The sequence below is a fragment of the Streptomyces sp. DS1-CR2 genome, assembly GCF_055760475.1.
This window is the reverse complement of the sequence record NZ_CM147085.1, coordinates 6,500,661-6,516,644: the sequence shown is the minus strand read 5'-3', so window position 1 is coordinate 6,516,644 and position 15,984 is coordinate 6,500,661. Positions and strand designations below refer to the sequence as shown.

At 70.7% G+C, this 15,984-nt stretch carries 17 protein-coding genes and 1 pseudogene; 5 read left to right on the top strand and 13 right to left on the bottom strand.

Annotated features, from left to right (window positions below):
* Positions 1-40: 40 nt before the first annotated feature.
* Entirely contained in the window at positions 41-2,089 is a 2,049-nt protein-coding gene (locus ACY0PA_RS30900) for an APC family permease (RefSeq protein ID WP_473080778.1), read from the bottom strand.
* Positions 2,090-2,416: 327 nt separating this feature from the next.
* Positions 2,417-2,797, bottom strand: coding sequence for an ArsR/SmtB family transcription factor (locus ACY0PA_RS30895; RefSeq protein WP_473080777.1), 381 nt, complete (start codon positions 2,795-2,797; stop codon positions 2,417-2,419).
* A 67-nt stretch (positions 2,798-2,864) separates the two neighbouring features.
* On the opposite strand from ACY0PA_RS30895, the pseudogene ACY0PA_RS30890 reads away from it, so the two are divergent.
* The 3 genes and pseudogenes from ACY0PA_RS30890 to ACY0PA_RS30880 all read left to right on the top strand — a co-directional run.
* A pseudogene (locus tag ACY0PA_RS30890) lies at positions 2,865-3,057 on the top strand (hypothetical protein); the annotation flags it as partial.
* Positions 3,058-3,280: 223 nt separating this feature from the next.
* A complete protein-coding gene (locus tag ACY0PA_RS30885; protein ID WP_453777545.1) occupies positions 3,281-3,952 on the top strand; it encodes a potassium channel family protein in 672 nt (223 codons plus the stop codon).
* Positions 3,952-4,629: a potassium channel family protein gene (locus tag ACY0PA_RS30880; protein ID WP_100591176.1), complete on the top strand. Its 678-nt coding sequence runs from the start codon at positions 3,952-3,954 to the stop codon at positions 4,627-4,629. The genes ACY0PA_RS30885 and ACY0PA_RS30880 overlap by 1 nt, the downstream gene beginning before the upstream one ends.
* 119 nt (positions 4,630-4,748) lie before the next feature.
* Here ACY0PA_RS30880 and ACY0PA_RS30875 read toward each other — a convergent pair whose 3' ends face one another.
* The 6 genes from ACY0PA_RS30875 to ACY0PA_RS30850 form a co-directional block, all read right to left on the bottom strand.
* Complete coding sequence (locus tag ACY0PA_RS30875; RefSeq protein ID WP_473080776.1) at positions 4,749-5,489, bottom strand: DUF3159 domain-containing protein; 741 nt, start codon at positions 5,487-5,489, stop codon at positions 4,749-4,751.
* Between the two features lie 3 nt (positions 5,490-5,492).
* A complete protein-coding gene (locus tag ACY0PA_RS30870; protein WP_384002667.1) occupies positions 5,493-5,903 on the bottom strand; it encodes an OB-fold nucleic acid binding domain-containing protein in 411 nt (136 codons plus the stop codon).
* A 41-nt stretch (positions 5,904-5,944) separates the two neighbouring features.
* On the bottom strand, positions 5,945-6,628 hold the full coding sequence (locus ACY0PA_RS30865) for a response regulator (protein ID WP_473080775.1): 684 nt from the start codon (positions 6,626-6,628) through the stop codon (positions 5,945-5,947).
* A complete protein-coding gene (locus ACY0PA_RS30860) occupies positions 6,625-9,180 on the bottom strand; it encodes an ATP-binding protein (RefSeq protein ID WP_473080774.1) in 2,556 nt (851 codons plus the stop codon). Before ACY0PA_RS30860 ends, ACY0PA_RS30865 begins: the two co-directional genes overlap by 4 nt.
* Before the next feature lie 143 nt (positions 9,181-9,323).
* Positions 9,324-10,067, bottom strand: coding sequence for an ABC transporter ATP-binding protein (locus tag ACY0PA_RS30855; protein ID WP_473080773.1), 744 nt, complete (start codon positions 10,065-10,067; stop codon positions 9,324-9,326).
* Between the two features lie 73 nt (positions 10,068-10,140).
* The gene (locus tag ACY0PA_RS30850; protein ID WP_473080772.1) at positions 10,141-11,367 is read right to left on the bottom strand and encodes an alginate lyase family protein; all 1,227 of its coding nucleotides are present in this window, start codon (positions 11,365-11,367) and stop codon (positions 10,141-10,143) included.
* A 159-nt stretch (positions 11,368-11,526) separates the two neighbouring features.
* Between ACY0PA_RS30850 and ACY0PA_RS30845 the strand changes: the two genes are divergently transcribed.
* Entirely contained in the window at positions 11,527-11,691 is a 165-nt protein-coding gene (locus ACY0PA_RS30845; protein WP_473080771.1) for a hypothetical protein, read from the top strand.
* A gap of 593 nt (positions 11,692-12,284) precedes the next feature.
* Here the strand turns inward: ACY0PA_RS30845 and ACY0PA_RS30840 are convergent.
* The 3 genes from ACY0PA_RS30840 to ACY0PA_RS30830 are packed head-to-tail and all read right to left on the bottom strand — an operon-like array spanning position 12,285 to position 14,162.
* Complete coding sequence (locus tag ACY0PA_RS30840) at positions 12,285-13,052, bottom strand: DUF3710 domain-containing protein (protein WP_100591169.1); 768 nt, start codon at positions 13,050-13,052, stop codon at positions 12,285-12,287.
* Between the two features lies 1 nt (position 13,053).
* The gene (gene dut / locus ACY0PA_RS30835; protein ID WP_473080770.1) at positions 13,054-13,581 is read right to left on the bottom strand and encodes a dUTP diphosphatase; all 528 of its coding nucleotides are present in this window, start codon (positions 13,579-13,581) and stop codon (positions 13,054-13,056) included.
* A complete protein-coding gene (locus ACY0PA_RS30830; RefSeq protein WP_356281596.1) occupies positions 13,578-14,162 on the bottom strand; it encodes a PaaI family thioesterase in 585 nt (194 codons plus the stop codon). The genes dut and ACY0PA_RS30830 overlap by 4 nt, the downstream gene beginning before the upstream one ends.
* A gap of 58 nt (positions 14,163-14,220) precedes the next feature.
* On the opposite strand from ACY0PA_RS30830, the gene ACY0PA_RS30825 reads away from it, so the two are divergent.
* The gene (locus ACY0PA_RS30825; protein ID WP_356281593.1) at positions 14,221-14,667 is read left to right on the top strand and encodes a DUF3093 domain-containing protein; all 447 of its coding nucleotides are present in this window, start codon (positions 14,221-14,223) and stop codon (positions 14,665-14,667) included.
* A 6-nt stretch (positions 14,668-14,673) separates the two neighbouring features.
* On the opposite strand, the gene ACY0PA_RS30820 is transcribed toward ACY0PA_RS30825, so the two are convergent.
* Positions 14,674-15,639, bottom strand: a complete 966-nt coding sequence (locus tag ACY0PA_RS30820; protein ID WP_473080769.1) for a hypothetical protein — start codon at positions 15,637-15,639, stop codon at positions 14,674-14,676.
* A gap of 13 nt (positions 15,640-15,652) precedes the next feature.
* On the bottom strand, positions 15,653-15,949 hold the full coding sequence (locus ACY0PA_RS30815; RefSeq protein ID WP_030357326.1) for a DUF4193 domain-containing protein: 297 nt from the start codon (positions 15,947-15,949) through the stop codon (positions 15,653-15,655).
* Between the last annotated feature and the right edge of the window lie 35 nt (positions 15,950-15,984).

Sequence of the window (15,984 nt, the reverse complement as noted above, 5' to 3'; positions counted from 1 at the left end):
GGGTGTTGTCCGGCCGCTCGCCACACGACAGCCGAGGGGGTCAGCCCTTGTTCGAGGGCTCCTTCGGGCGCTTCTCGACCGGGCCGCGGCGCACGGCGCCCGGAGCGTTCCAGTCCTGGCGCCTGCGGGCCCGCTTCTTGGCGGCCTCGGAGGACTCGAGCTGGTAGGGCACCGAGGTGACCATGATGCCGGGGGTGAACAGGAGGCGGCCCTTGAGGCGCAGGGCGGACTGGTTGTGGAGCAGGTGCTCGTACCAGTGGCCGACCACGTACTCGGGGATGATCACGCTGACCGCGTCGCGGGGCGACTCGCGGCGCAGCCCCTTGACGTACTCGATGATCGGCCGGGTGATCTCGCGGTAGGGCGAGTCGAGGACCTTGAGCGGTACGTCGATGCCGCGCCGCTCCCACTCCTCGCGCAGGGCCTTCGTCTCGGCCGGGTCGACGTTCACGCTGAGCGCCTCGAGCGTGTCGCTGCGCATGAGCTTGGCGTAGGCCAGGGCGCGCAGCGTGGGCCGGTGGATCTTGGAGACGAGGACGAGCGAGTGCACGCGGGACGGCCGGACGCTGTCGTCGGTCGGCGTCTCGGGGGCCTGGATCTCCTCGGACACGCGGTCGTAGTGCTTACGGATGGCGGTCATCGTCGCGTAGAAGATGCACATGCCGAGGAGGGCGACCCAGGCGCCGTGCGTGAACTTCGTGACGAGGACCACGACGAGGACGAGGCCGGTGAAGAACGCGCCGAAGGTGTTGATGGCGCGCGAGCGGACCATGTGGCGGCGCTTGGCCGGGTCCTTCTCGGTGCGCAGGTGGCGGTTCCAGTGCCGGACCATGCCGGTCTGGCTCAGCGTGAACGAGACGAACACGCCGACGATGTACAGCTGGATGAGGCGCGTCGAGTCGGCGCCGTAGATCACGACGAGGAGCGCCGCCGCGCCGGCGAGGAGCACGATGCCGTTCGAGAACGCGAGGCGGTCGCCGCGGGTGTGCAGCTGGCGCGGCAGGTAGCGGTCCTGGGCGAGGATCGAGCCGAGGAGCGGGAACCCGTTGTACGCGGTGTTGGCCGCGAGGAAGAGGACCAGCGCGGTGGCCGCGGCGAGGATGACGAAGAGGAAGCTGCCCTTGCCGAAGACGGCCTCGGCGACCTGGGAGATCACCGGGTTCTGGACGTAGCTCCCGCCGACCGCGACGCCGTTGTGGATCAGGTCGGTCGCCGGGTTCTCGGCCATGCGGACCTTGGTCGTCATGGCCAGGGCGATGATGCCGCAGAACATGGTGACGGCCAGCAGGCCCATCGCCGCGAGCGTGGTCGCCGCGTTCTTCGACTTCGGCTTGCGGAACGCCGGTACGCCGTTGCTGATCGCCTCGACGCCGGTGAGCGCGGCACAGCCGGAGGAGAACGCGCGCAGCAGCAGGAAGACGAGGGCGAAGCCCGCGAGGCCCTGGTTCTCGGCCTTGATGTGGAAGTCGGCGGTGGGCGCCTTCATGGTGTCGTCGAGGACGAGCCCGCGGAACGCGCCCCACGCGATCATGATGAAGACGCCGGCCACGAAGACGTAGGTCGGGATGGCGAAGAGCTTCCCGGACTCCTTCACGCCGCGCAGGTTCATCAGCGTGAGCAGGACGATGACCACGACCGCGCACAGGACCTTGTGCTCGACGACGAACGGGATCGCCGAGCCGAGGTTCTCGATGCCGGAGGCGATCGACACGGCGACGGTGAGGACGTAGTCGACGAGGAGGGCGCTCGCGACGGTGAGGCCGGCCTTGGGGCCGAGGTTCGTGGTCGCGACCTCGTAGTCGCCACCACCGCTCGGGTACGCGTGGACGTTCTGGCGGTAGGAGGCGACCACGGTGAACATCAGCACCACGACCGCGACCGCGATCCAGGGGCTGAAGTGGTACGCCGACACGCCCGCGATGGACAGGACCAGCAGCACCTCTCCCGGCGCATAGGCCACGGAGGACAGCGGGTCGGAGGCGAAAACGGGGAGGGCGATGCGCTTCGGCAGGAGTGTTTCTCCGAGCCGGTCGCTGCGCAGAGCGCGCCCGATCAAGATCCGTTTGGGCACGTCGGTCAGTTTGGACACGCAGAGGATCGTAAGCGTTCGAACGGGGAGCCGCCCACCCACCACCCCCCAAGTGCACCGGAACCTCACACCGGGCGCCTGACCGGGCAGTCCTGACGAGGGCTTACGGCCTCAGTCGCCGCCGGCAGGGGAGGCGGATCACCCTGCCTTGTCCCAGTTCGAACGCAGTCGGGCCAGATAGTCGGCGGCCTGGCTCCCGGCCCCACCGGTCCCGTCAGCCCCCGTATCCCCCGACCGCCCGTACGCTCAAGACACGACCAGAACGAGCACCACCGCACCCCAGAGCCAGGGCCTGCGCCTACGCCTGCGCCTGCCCGCCCCGCTTCGTCATCGCACGGCCTGGGCTCCGGCCCCGCGCCGGCGGGCCGGGGTCCGGTCGGCGCGTTCGGCGAGGCGGCCGATCAGCAGCCGCACCACGGCGACGATGTCCGGATCGTCCACGAAGTAGACCTGGCGGCGCCCCTCGCGCCGGGACCGGACGAGCCCGGCGAGCTTCAGTTTGGTGAGGTGCTGGCTCACTGCCGGCAGCGCGCCGCCGACGCGTTCGGCGAGGCCTGTGACATCACTCTCACCCTGCGCGAGGGCCCACACGATGTGCAGCCGGGCCGAGGACGCGAGCAGCCCGAACGCGCCGGCCGCCTCCGCGATGACGTCGGCGGGCGGGTCGTCGAAGGCGGGCCGGTCATCGAAGTCGCGTACGCGCGTCACCACCGTCGTCCTCTCCCACATCCGCTTCGGCTCACCGGGCCAAGGAGGACCTCAGTCTAGGTGGGGCCACATGCCGGCGTTCGTCGTCATCTCCGGCTACTTCTCCCGCAGCTTCGTCTGTACGGGCACCGCCGCCCGCGGCGCCTCCGGCTCCGCCGGACCGCTGGCCCGACCGGCTCCGGCGGCTCATCACCGGGGTCGCGGTGCCCTACGTGATCTTCGAGGTCGCGTACACCTTCTTCAAGGAGATGAAGTGGGCGTTCAGGCGGGACGCGGCCCGGATTGCGGACAGGGGCAGCGCGCGGCGAAGCTGATCAAGCTTCCGGCTACGCGGATGCATGCAACTCAGGCCATGCGGCTTAAGCTCGTCTCCGGGCAACGCGGCACGCGATTGCCTCTAGTTGCCCGGCAGGCTGAGAGAGAAGAGTGAGCGAGATGTTTTCGCAGGTCATCGGGGCGACCAGGAGTGCGGGGTAGCGGCCGGTGCACATCGTCATCATGGGGTGCGGCCGGGTGGGTTCCGCCCTGGCCCAGACCCTTGAGCAACAGGGGCACACGGTCGCGGTCATCGACCAGGACCCCACGGCCTTCCGCCGCCTGGGTTCCGGCTTCGGCGGCCGCCGCGTCACCGGGGTCGGCTTCGACCAGGACACTCTGCGCGAGGCGGGGATCGAGGAGGCCGGCGCGTTCGCCGCGGTCTCCAGCGGTGACAACTCGAACATCATCGCCGCCCGCGTGGCCCGCGAGATGTTCGGCATCGAGAACGTCGCGGCCCGTATCTACGACCCGCGTCGCGCCGAGGTCTACCAGCGCCTGGGCATCCCGACCGTCGCGACCGTGCGGTGGACCGCGGACCAGATGCTGCGCAGGCTCCTGCCGTCGGGCGCCGAGCCGCTGTGGCGCGATCCCACCGGGGGCGTCCAGCTCGCCGAGGTGCACGCCTCGGTGGCATGGGTGGGACACAAGATCAGCCGGCTCCAGGAGGAGACCGGCGTCCGGGTCGCGTTCGTCACCCGGCTCGGCGAGGCGATGCTGCCCACGTCGCAGACGGTGCTGCAGGAGGGCGACCTGGTGCACGTGATGATGCGTACCGACGACGTCGAGAAGGTCGAAGCGGCGTTCGCCGAGGGTCCTGAAGAGGAGGGCGGTCACTGATGAGGGTCGCCATTGCCGGAGCGGGCGCGGTGGGCCGTTCCATCGCCGGTGAGCTCCTGGAGAACGGGCACGAGGTCCTTCTCATCGACAAGGCGCCGACGGCCATCTCGGTCGAGCGCGTCCCGCAGGCGGAGTGGCTGCTCGCCGACGCCTGCGAGATCACGTCCCTGGACGAGGCGGCGCTCCAGCGCTGCAACGTGGTCATCGCGGCCACCGGCGACGACAAGGTCAACCTCGTCGTCTCGCTGCTCGCGAAGACCGAGTACGGAGTCCCACGGGTCGTCGCCCGTGTGAACAACCCGAAGAACGAGTGGCTCTTCAACGAGTCGTGGGGCGTCGATGTCGCGGTCTCCACGCCGCGCCTGATGTCCGCGCTCGTCGAGGAGGCGGTGAGCGTGGGCGATCTGGTCCGCCTGCTGCGCTTCAGCCATGGCGACGCGAACCTGGTGGAGCTGACGCTGCCGCCCGAGTCGGCCCTCGCCGGCACGCGCGTGGGCGACGTCCAGTGGCCCGAGGACACGTCCCTGGTGACGATCATCCGCGGGACCCGCGTCCTGGCCCCGTCCCAGGACGACTCCCTGGAGGCGGGCGACGAGCTGCTGTTCGTGGCGGCCCAGGCCCGCGAGGAACAGCTCGAGGACCTGCTGTCGGTCCGCCGCGAGGACGTCGCGGGCTGAGGTTTTCCCTGGTTACGCGGATGGGGGCCCGGAGTGTCACACTCCGGGCCCCCATCTCGCCTTAGGGGCGCGGGGAACTGCGCGACCAGCCCCCACCCACCGTCAGACGCGAACGAGCCTCACGCCTCCCGGCGATGGCGCGCGGCGCCCTCCTTGCCGGCAGCCTTCGCTTCCTTCTCGGCCTTCTCCTGCGCCTCCATCTCCGCGAACACGTCGATGGGCGCGGGCGCCTTCGCCAGGAAAACCCAGGTCAGCCAGACGGCGAGCAGGAACGGGGGGATCTTCAGGGCGATCAGGACCCAGCCGAACTTCGTGGTGTCGGCCCACCAGTACATCGGGAAGAGGATCGCGCACTTGGCGAGCAGGATCAGGCCCCAGGCCCAACTGGCCTTCGCGTAGGCCTTCTTGCGGCCGGGGTTGCGCGTGCGCCAGGAGAGGTTCTCCTTGAAGACCGGCCCGAGGATCAGGCCGATCAGCGGCACCCCGCACAGCGTGGTCACGATGTAGGCGACGGCCAGGCCCAGCGTGTAGAGCATGCCGGGCAGGTAGAAGTCCTTGGCGTTGCCCGTCATCATCGCGAAGACGACGCCGAAGGCCACGCCGAAGACGCCGCTGAAGGCGTGCTTGACGGTGCCCTTCATGACCAGGCGGACCACGACCAGGACCAGGGACACCGCGAGGGCCGCGATGGCCGACATGTGCAGGTCCTTGTTGATCGTGAAGATGGTCACGAAGAGGAGGCCGGGAACGACCGTCTCCACCATGCCCCGCACGCCGCCGAAGGCCTCGAAGAGGGCGGCCTCGGTCACCGCCTTCGAGTCGGCGTCCTGATCCGCGGTCGGCTTGTCGAGGGACGTCACCGGCTACTCCCGTCCGAGCGGTCTGAGTTCGTACTTCGGGTTGAAGAGCACCCTACGGCCCCGGCTCATCGAGACCCGTCCGGAAGCGATCAGCTTGCGGCCCGGTTCGATGCCGACGATGGACCGGCGGCCGAGCCATACGACGTCCAGAGCCGCGGAGCCGTCGAACAGCTCCGCCTCCAGGGCCGGGACTCCGGCGCGTGGTCGGAGGGTGACCGTGCGCAAGGTACCAGTAACGGTGACTATCTGCCGGTCCTGGCAGTCCCCGATGCGGGTACAGCCCGTGGTCTGCGAGTCCTCGCGCAGCTCCTCGGACTCCAGGTCCTCCTGGGAGGAGGACAGCCGGTCGAGCATGCGCCGGAAGCGGCCTGCCGGCTTCTCGGACGGCGTATCGGAACGAGGGACAGCAGTCATAAATCAAGCGTACCGGGGGCCGGGGACAACGGATGAGCGGGTCAGCGCTCGAAGCGATACCCCATGCCGGGCTCGGTGATGAAGTGCCGCGGATGGGAGGGGTCGGACTCCAGTTTGCGGCGGAGCTGGGCCATGTAGACGCGCAGATAGTTCGTCTCGGTGCCGTAGGAGGGACCCCAGACCTCCTGGAGGAGCTGCTTCTGGCTGACGAGGCGGCCCGTGTTGCGGACCAGGACCTCCAGGAGGTGCCACTCGGTGGGGGTCAGGCGCACGTCGCGGCCGTCGCGGTTGACCTTCTTCGCGGCCAGGTCGACGGTGAAGTCGCCGGTGTCGACGATGCCCTCGTCCTCGCCGCCGCCGGTGGGCTCGGCCCGGCGGACCGCGGCGCGCAGCCGGGCCAGGAGCTCGTCCATACCGAACGGCTTGGTGACGTAGTCGTCGGCGCCCGCGTCGAGCGCCTCGACCTTCTCGTCGGAGGAGTGCCGGGCGGACAGCACCAGGATCGGTACGCGGGTCCAGCCGCGCAGGCCCCTGATCACCTCGACGCCGTCCATGTCGGGCAGGCCCAGGTCGAGCACGACCACGTCGGGGTGGAACGCGGCGGCGAGCTGGAGGGCGCCCGCGCCGTCGGCCGCGGCCTCCACCTCGTACTTGCGCGCCTTCAGGTTGATGACGAGGGCGCGCACGATCTGCGGCTCGTCGTCGACCACGAGCACCCGGGTCATGCGTACCTGCCTCTCTGAGCAATGGCTGAGCTGGTGGGGCCGGCCGGGGGGTGGGCGGGCGCGGCGGTGAGCGTGAGGACCATGGTCAGGCCCCCGCCGGGGGTGTCCTCCGCCGTGAGCGTGCCGTTCATCGCCTCGACGAAGCCGCGCGCGACGGCGAGGCCGAGGCCCACTCCGGCGCCGCGCGGTGCGTCACCGTAGCGCTGGAACGGGGCGAAGATCCGGTCCTTCGCGGTGTCGGGGACACCGCGACCGCGGTCCACGACGCGTACCTCGACGCGGTCGCCGAGTGTGCTGGCCGCCACGAGGACCGTCTCGTCCTCGGGGCTGTACTTGACGGCGTTCTCGACGATATTGGCGACGGCGCGCTCCAGGAGTCCCTTGTCCACGGTGACCATGGGCAGGCTCTCCGGAATGTCGAGGTCGACGCTGCCGTCAGGGACACCCACCAGCGCCATCGGGACCACCTCATCGAGATCGATCTCGCGCATCAGCGGGGTGACGGTGCCGGTCTGGAGGCGGGACATGTCGAGGAGGTTGCCGACGAGGTGGTCGAGGCGGTCGGCGCCCTCCTCGATGCCGGCGAGGAGTTCCGCCTGGTCCTCCTCGGACCAGGCGACGTCGTCGGAGCGCAATGAGGAGACGGAGGCCTTGATGCCGGCGAGCGGGGTCCGCAAGTCGTGGCTGACGGCGGCGAGCAGGGCGGTGCGGATGCGGTTGCCCTCGGCGAGGGTGCGGGCCTGGTCCGCCTCGGACTGGAGTCGCTGGCGGTCGAGGACCACGGCGGCCTGGGCCGCGAAGGCCGCGAGGACGCGGCGGTCCTCGGCGGGCAGCACGCGGCCGGACAGGGCGAGCGCCATGTGGTCGCCGACCGGCATGTCGACGTCCGCGTCCTCGGGCCGTTCCTGAGGGTGCGGGCCGACGCTGGCGGCGCAGGTCCACGGCTCCACGTCGTTCGCGCGCTCAAGGAGGGCCACGGAGTCCATGGCGAAGGTCTCGCGGACCCGGTCGAGCAGCGCGTCGAGGCTGTTCTCGCCGCGCAGGACGCTGCCGGCCAGGAAGGAGAGGATCTCGGACTCGGCGCGCAGCCTGGCGGCCTGGTGGGTGCGCCGGGCCGCCAGGTCGACCACGGAGGCGACCGACACCGCGACCCCTACGAAGATCGCGATGGCGACGATGTTCTTGGGGTCGGCGATGGTGAAGAGGTGCAGGGGCGGCGTGAAGTAGTAGTTCAGGAGGAGTGAGCCGACGGCGGCCGAGGCCAGGGCGGGGAGGAGGCCGCCGACGAGCGCGGCGGCCACCGTCACGGACAGGAAGAGGAGCATGTCGTTGGCGAGGCCGAGATCGGCGGTGACATGGGTGAGCGCGAGGGCCAGCAGGGCGGGCCCGCCGACGCCGACGAGCCAGCCCCAGATGATCCGGGAGCGGCCGAGGCGGGCGCCGCGTGCGACGGGCAGGCCGCGGCCCTTGGCCACTTCCTCGTGCGTGACGATGTGCACGTCGAGGTCGGGGCCCGACTCTCGGGCGACGGTCGCGCCGACGCCGGGTCCGAAGATGTACTGCCATGTCTTGCGGCGCGAGGAGCCCAGCACGATCTGGGTCGCGTTGACTCCGCGCGCGAACTCGAGGAGCGCGGCCGGTATGTCGTCCCCTATGACGTGGTGGAAGGTGCCGCCCAGGTCCTCGACGAGGGTGCGCTGGAGCGCGAGTTCCTTGGGGGACGCGGCGGTGAGGCCGTCGCTGCGGGCGATGTAGACGGCGAGGATCTCACTGCCCGAGCCCTTGGCGGCCATCCGCGCCGCGCGCCTGACCAGCGTGCGGCCCTCGGGTCCGCCGGTCAGGCCGACGACGATGCGCTCGCGGGCCTGCCAGGTGGAGCGGATGTTGTGTTCGCCGCGGTACTGCTGGAGGTACTCGTCGACGCGGTCGGCCACCCACAGGAGGGCCAGTTCGCGCAGGGCGGTGAGATTGCCGGGGCGGAAGTAGTTGGAGAGGGAGGCGTCGATCCGGTCGGGCTTGTAGATGTTGCCGTGGGCCATGCGGCGCCGCAGCGCTTCCGGCGACATGTCGACCAGTTCGATCTGGTCGGCGCGGCGCACGACCTCGTCGGGGACCGTCTCGCGCTGGCGCACGCCGGTGATCGACTCGACGACGTCGCCGAGTGACTCCAGGTGCTGGATGTTGACGGTGGACACGACGTCGATGCCGGCCGCGAGGAGTTCCTCGACGTCCTGCCAGCGCTTGGCGTTGCGCGAACCGGGCACGTTCGTGTGGGCGAGTTCGTCCACCAGGGCGACGCCGGGACGGCGGGCCAGTACGGCGTCGACGTCCATCTCGGTGAAGACGGCGCCGCGGTAGGTGAGCTCCTTGCGGGCGATCTGTTCGAGGCCGTGGAGCATCACCTCCGTACGGGGCCTGCCGTGGTGCTCGACGAAGCCGACGGCGCAGTCCGTGCCCCGCTCGATACGGCGGTGACCCTCGGAGAGCATCGCGTAGGTCTTGCCGACGCCCGGCGCCGCACCGAGGTAGATCCGAAGCTTGCCGCGTCCCATGGCCCCATTGTCTTCCCGCTTCACGTGTTGTACGCAGCGTCGACCCTACGGCCACCAATTGCGGCAAATGGGGCAAGGGGGCCGCGGACGTGCGTCTTTGACGCAACTCTGATGCGGGCCTCGCCGCACCGGCGGCGTTCGGGTCAGCGCCCCTGCGCCGCGGTGGTCTCCGTGATCTCGCCGTCGCGGAGTTCGAGCACCCGGTCGGCGAGGTCGAGCAGCGCCGCGTCGTGGGTGGCGACGAGCGCGGTGACGTGTTCGCTGCGGACTACGGCGCGCAGCAGCTCCATGACGGCGAGGCCGGTCTCGGCGTCGAGCTGGCCCGTGGGTTCGTCGGCGATGAGGAGGGCGGGCCGGTTGGCCAGCGCGCGGGCGATGGCGACGCGCTGCTGCTGGCCGCCGGACAGTTCGCCGGGGCGCTGCTTGGCGTGGTCGGCGAGGCCGACGAGGGCGAGGAGCAGCTCGACGCGCTCCTCGCGTTCGCGGGGGTCGGCCTTGCGCAGCCGCATCGGCACGCCGACGTTCTCGGCGGCGGACAGGATCGGGATCAGGCCGAAGGACTGGAAGATGAAGCCGATGCGGTCACGGCGCAGTTCCAGGAGCCCGTTCTCGCCGAGCCCGGAGAGGTCCTGTCCGTCGACGGTGATGCGCCCGCCGTCGGGTTCGTCGAGACCTCCGACAAGGTTGAGGAGGGTCGTCTTGCCGGATCCCGAGCGGCCCTTGAGGGCGACGAGTTCACCGCGCGGCACCTCGAAGGAGACGCCGCGCAGGGCGTGCACGGCCGCGGCCCCGGTGCCGTAGGACCGGTGCAGGTCCTCGATGACGACCATGGGGCCGGCGCCGTCCTGGTCGAGGACGGCGGCCCCCGCTTGCGTGCTCTCGCTCATGTGCGCTCCCCCGTGCGTTCCCCGGCCGGGCGCCAGTATGGTCACGCGGCGCCCGGCCGGGCAATGGCCGGGATCAGTTGGGGTTCTCGGCGTGGGTCAGGGTCTCCCAGGCGACGAACAGGTTGTTGGAGCCCGCCGGGCGGTTCTGCTCGGTGAGCTTCTGGGTGTTCGTCATGGCGTTGCCGAGGCGGGTGTGCATCGCGTTGTAGCCGACCTCGGTGACGGGGCCGAGTCCGCGCGTGACGGACCCGCCGCACAGCCAGCTCGGCGGCGCCTCGCCCAGCTCGTACTTGGCGTGGAAGCCGAGGGCCTGCTGGAGGCGCTGCCCGACGTCGGTGCCGTACAGGTCCTGGCCCTGGATGCGGCTGGTCTCGGCGATGTGGGAGATGGCGGAGATGCCGTATCCGCTGTGCGTGAAGTCGCGGCAGGTCTCCTGGGTGAGGCCGGTGACGAAGGTGGACTGCCCCTGCCAGTAGCTGACGATCTTGGCCTTGGTGTCGAGGTTCTGGCTCGGCACGGTCTTCGGCAGGTCGCCGTCGGAGGCGAGGTAGACGTAGGCGGCCGTGCGCGTACGGAACTTGGCCATGGCCTTGTCGTACGACGTCTTGTCCTCCAGGAAGACGGAGATGCCGACGGCGGCCTCCATCATCGACAGCTCCCAGTTGCCGTTGGAGTTCGAGCCGTTGATGACCTCCGGGAGGTAGACGTCGCGCAGCATCGCCTTGAAACGGCCCTCGTTCGCCCAGCCGCCGGTGTACGTGTACTTGATGATCTCGGCGGCCTTGGGCCAGGAGGAGCCGGCCCAGCCGGTCTGGAGGGGCGCGTTGCTGTTGGTGTGCTCCTTGATGGTGGCCGACCAGGCGTCCATCAGCTCGATGGCCTTCTTCGCGTAGCGGTCGTCGCGTGTGATGTACCAGGCGAGGGCGTCGGTGTACGCGGCTATCGCGTCCTGGCGCTCGTCGGTGCAGCCGTAGTCGGGGTTGGAGTACGAGCCGCACTCGACGGTGGCGCGGGGCGTGGCGGTGCGCGTGAGGGAGGCGTACTTGCTCGCCAGCATCTGGTCGTACGCGCCCTTCCAGGGCTGGGCGCCGGCGTTGACCTTGTCGCGGGCGAAGTCGAGCTGGCTCTTGGAGACGGTGACGCCGGGGTGGGCGAAGGTGGCGGGCGCGGCGTCGGCGCGGTCGGCGCCGGGCCAGGCGAGGAGGGTGGCGACGAGAGCGGTGGTGGTGGTCGCGAGGGTGGCGAGGAGGGCCGTGCGTCGTCTGCGCCGGTGGCGGGCGGGGGCCGGTGTGTTCGGCATGTGGGGGGCCATCCGTTCTTCTATGTGAACGTGAAGTACCTTTATGAACACGGGTGTTGGCCGGAGACCCTAGGTACGGACCAGCCTTCCGTCAAGAGGCGAAGAAAGAGCCGCAGTTCAGCTGTCGGTCCGGTCGTCGCGATCCGGCCATACACCCACGTGGCCCACCTCACCCATGAGCCGAACCCGACCGCCGATCCCGTACCGCTCCACGTGGGCGCGCGGCAGCTGGAGCCGGACCGCCCGGTCCAGAACCGTGAACTCCTCGCCCTCTCCGCCGCGTTCGCGGCAGCGCCTCCGTCGACACTGCGCCGGCGTCAATGAGGGCGCGCTCCATACGCCTCACACGTCCTCCCGCGCCCACAGGGCCTGCGCGAACCACGACGCCGACACCTGCCCCGCCACGCGATCGAGCGGCCACGGCGCGGCAGCCGTCCACGGTCGCGAGGTCCGCCGTCAGCGGCACCGCGACCCGACACCCCGCGCACAACGCCGGCGTCGACAAGGGCGCGCTTCACACGCCCTCCCCCGCCCCCGGCGCGCCGAGTTCCGCCGGCGGCGCAGTAGCCCCCGGGCACCTCGACGACAGCGGCTGGATCGACGGCAGGCCCGGCGCTGCACCCCGCCCTCGACAGCCTTCTCGGTGAGGGCGGCGAGCGCGGCGAGCACCATGGCCACGAGCAGGATCGCGAGCCCGGCGGCACACAGAACCATCCGATCGCGCCCGCTCCCCCACACCACGGCAGGCACCCGCCGTACGGCCACGAACCGGTCTTCCCCGTATGCGCGGCACATCAGGGGGTTGCGCGAAGGCCATGCAATGGTCCGGACAACCTTCAACTGCCCAGCCGCGCAACGCCGATGGGCCGCACACTCCCATGGAGTGCGCGGCCCATCGATGGCCGTACAGGTGCGGCTCAGCGCACCTCGGTGATCTCGGGACCGCGCGCCAGCTGCCCCATGCCGCCCGCGAACCGGGAGCCTTCCTGCGGCTCCTGCTGCACGCCCTCGGCGACCATCTGCGCGTCGTCCGGCAGCTTCAGGACGATCGGGTCGCGCGGAGCCATCGGGCCCTCACCGCGGACCACGACGGTGTCCCGGAAGATCTGCTCGAGGAGCCCGGCGGCCTGCGGCTGCACCGCGCCCTGCCCGGAGATCACTCCGCGCAGGAACCAGCGGGGGCCGTCGACGCCGATGAACCGGACGACCTGGAAGCCGCCCGTGCCGTCCGGCAGCTGCACCGGCACCTGGGCCCGCAGCTCCCAGCCGAGCGGACCCTCGACCTCGTCGATCACGCCACCCTGCTGAGTGATGCCCGACGCGATCTCCTCACGGACCTCGCCCCAGATGCCCTCCTTCTTGGGGGCGGCGAAGCCCTGGAGCTGCACGGCGCTGTCCTGGAGGACGACGGTGGCCGCGACGATCGCGTCGCCCGCGACCTCGACCCGCAGCTCCATGCCCTCGACTCCGGGGACGAAGAGTCCGCCCAGGTCCACGCGACCCTCGCCGGGCTCACGGACCTCGGAGGCGTCCCAGGGGCCGTCGGGACGCGGCTCGGGCTCGAGCCGCACGCGCTGCGGCTCGCCCTCGTCCGCGTCGCTGTCGCCGGCTACGCCGTCGACGACCTGCTCGGCCTCGCCCGCCGCGTCATCGGCGGCGCCGTTCTTCTTGCGACGTCCGAACACGTCACTGTCCTTCCCGGTCGGATACGACCGATGCGTATCGATTCCCACCCTGATGCCCACCCGGGCCCGGCCCCACGGCGGCATGACCACCGGTGGACCCGAAGCCCCCCTCGGCCCGCGCCGAGCCGGGAAGCTCCGCCACCTCCTGGAAGCGCACCTTCTCGACCTGTTGGACGACCAGTTGGGCAATCCGGTCGAAGCGCTCGAACCGCACGCTGTCGCGCGGGTCGAGATTCACCACGATCACCTTGATCTCTCCACGGTACCCGGCATCCACCGTCCCTGGGGCATTCACCAGGGCGACACCGCAGCGGGCTGCGAGGCCGGATCTCGGGTGCACGAAGGCGGCGTACCCCTCGGGCAGCGCGATCGACACCCCCGTGGGGAGTACGGCCCGCTCGCCCGGCGCGAGCTCGCACGCCTCGGTGGTCCGCAGATCCGCGCCCGCGTCACCGGGGTGCTCGTACGACGGCAGCGGTACGTCGGGGTCGACGCGCCTGATCAGCACGTCGAGAGGGGCTCGGGTCACGGGTTCACCTCGAAGGCACGGGTGCGCCGGACCTGGTCCGGGTCGCTCATGGCCGCCTGGATCTCCTCCGGGCGTCCGTTGTCGATGAAGTGGTCGACCTTCACCTCGATGAAGAGGGCCTCGGCGCGGACCGCGACGGGCCCGTCGGGGCCGCCGATCCGGCCGGTGGCGGTCGAGTAGATCTTGCGGCCGGCGACGGCAGTGACCTCGGCGTCCAGGTACAGCACGGTGTCCACGGGCACGGGCCGCACGAAGTCCGTCTCGAGCCGGCCGGTCACCGCGATGACACGCAGCAGCCAGTTCAGCGAGCCGAGCGTCTCGTCGAGGGCGGTGGCCAGGATGCCGCCGTGCGCGAGGCCGGGCGCGCCCTGGTGGGCGGGGCGCACCGTGAACTCGGCGGTGACGCGGACGCCGTCCTGCGCGCGCGCCGCCAGGTGCAGCCCGTGCGGCTGTTCGTCGCCGCAGCCGAAACAGTGTCCGTAGTGCGCGCCGAGGAGCTCGCCGGGTGCAGGAGCATCGGGGTGCCGCACGGGCGCTATGGCGTCGGCGGGGGGCGTCAGAGCTGCAGAAGTACCACTCACAGGCGCAGACCTTACCCGCGCGTCCTGGCAGAAAGCGCACCGTGCCAAGCTTGGCTGCATGGAGCTCTCCACCGCACCGTTCGAAGAACGCCTCACCGCCCCCCGCTCGTGGTGGCTCGTCTCACTCCTGCTCGGCGTCGCCTGCGCCCTGGTCCTGCTGCCGTTCGGCACGCTGCCGTTGCTCGGAGGGCTCGTCGGCGGGACGGCCGCGGCGGCGGTGGTGACGAGTTCGTACGGCTCCGTACGCATCCGTGTCGTGGCGGACTCGCTGGTCGCCGGGGACGCGAAGATCCCGCTGTCGGCGCTGGGTGACGCGGAGATCCTGGACGCCGAGGGGGCGCGCGCCTGGCGCACGCACAAGGCCGACCCGCGCGCCTTCATGCTGCTGCGCAGCTATGTGCCGACGGCCCTGCGCGTGGACGTCACCGACCCGCAGGACCCGACCCCGTACCTGTACCTGTCGACGCGGGACCCGAAGGGGCTGGCCAAGGCGCTCGGCAAGTAGCGCCGGTCAGCTTCCGAGCTCCTTGGGCTCGGACGCGTCACCCGGGATCAGCGGGTGCGGGTCGCTGGGGCGCTCCAGGGGCGGAAGCTCCGGCAGGGCGTCCCAGGGGACCTGGATCTTGCGCAGGTCCTTGCGGATCCGCTGCGCGAGCTTCTTGGTGTCGCGGCGGTTCATGACCGCCCCGACCGCGGCGCCGACCATGAACGGCATCAGGTTCGGCAGGTTGCGCACCATGCGCTTCATGATCTGCTGGCGCAGCTCGCGCTTCATCTGGCCGCCGAGCGCCGCGTTGATCGTCGCGGGCTTCGTCACCTCGATGCCGCGCTCCTCGGTCCACGAGGCCAGATAGGCGGCGCTGCGGTCCTTGAGGGCGCCGGGCGGGCGCACGCCGTAGACCTCGTGCAGCTCGGCGACGAGCTTCATCTCGATGGCGGCGACGCCGGTGATCTCGGCCGCAAGCTCCGCGGGCATCGCGGGCGGTACGGGCATCATCGCGGCGGCGCCGACCCCCGCACCCACGGTGGAGGTGGCGTTGGCCGCGCCCGCGACGAGTTTGTCCGCGAGCTGTTCGGCGCTCAGGCCGGGGAACTGTCTGCGCAGGGTCGCCAGATCGCGCACCGGCACACGCGGCGCGTTCTCGATGATCCGGTCGGCGAGGTAGCCGAGTCCTGCTTTGGCGGCGGTGCCGCTCTTGCGGACGCCATCTCTGACGGCGGCCACACGGCGCCTGGCGACCTGTGCACGGCCGCCGATCGGCGCTTGGTCACCCGCGGCGGGCACGGCGGGCAGGTCGCTGAATCCTGCCGCCGCGAGGTCGCCCGTCACCTCTTGGCCGTCCGCGTCCTCGAGCGAGGCTGCTCCAGTGGGGGAAGAGCCTCGCTCGTCGTCACGCACGCCGTCGCCGGACGGGCCACCGTCCGCTTCCCGGTCCTTCCGGGAGCGGCGCTTCCAGGGCGGGGTCGAGCCAGTCACGGCCGACCCTGCCTCAGTCGCAGTCGCGGCAGATCGGCTGGCCGTTCTTCTCCCTGGCCAGCTGGCTCCTGTGGTGCACCAGGAAGCAGCTCATGCAGGTGAACTCGTCCTGCTGCTTGGGCAGGACCCGGACGGCCAGCTCCTCGTTCGAGAGGTCGGCGCCGGGGAGCTCCAGGCCTTCGGCCGCCTCGAACTCGTCGACGTCGACCGACGAGGTCGACTTGTCGTTCCGACGAGCCTTGAGCTCCTCGATGCTGTCCTCGTTGACGTCATCGTCGGTCTTGCGTGGGGTGTCGTAATCCGTTGCCATGTGTCGCTCTCCCCCTCTGGGTGTATGCGGTGTCT

Coding starts and splice junctions, on each gene's coding strand:
- ACY0PA_RS30880 (WP_100591176.1), top strand. CDS start 3,952: ATGAGGGTCGCCATTGCCGGAGCGGGCGCGGTGGGCCGTTCCATCGCC.
- ACY0PA_RS30870 (WP_384002667.1), bottom strand. CDS start 5,903: ATGACTGCTGTCCCTCGTTCCGATACGCCGTCCGAGAAGCCGGCAGGC.
- ACY0PA_RS30865 (WP_473080775.1), bottom strand. CDS start 6,628: ATGACCCGGGTGCTCGTGGTCGACGACGAGCCGCAGATCGTGCGCGCC.
- ACY0PA_RS30860 (WP_473080774.1), bottom strand. CDS start 9,180: ATGGGACGCGGCAAGCTTCGGATCTACCTCGGTGCGGCGCCGGGCGTC.
- ACY0PA_RS30855 (WP_473080773.1), bottom strand. CDS start 10,067: ATGAGCGAGAGCACGCAAGCGGGGGCCGCCGTCCTCGACCAGGACGGC.
- ACY0PA_RS30850 (WP_473080772.1), bottom strand. CDS start 11,367: ATGCCGAACACACCGGCCCCCGCCCGCCACCGGCGCAGACGACGCACG.
- ACY0PA_RS30825 (WP_356281593.1), top strand. CDS start 14,221: ATGGAGCTCTCCACCGCACCGTTCGAAGAACGCCTCACCGCCCCCCGC.
- ACY0PA_RS30815 (WP_030357326.1), bottom strand. CDS start 15,949: ATGGCAACGGATTACGACACCCCACGCAAGACCGACGATGACGTCAAC.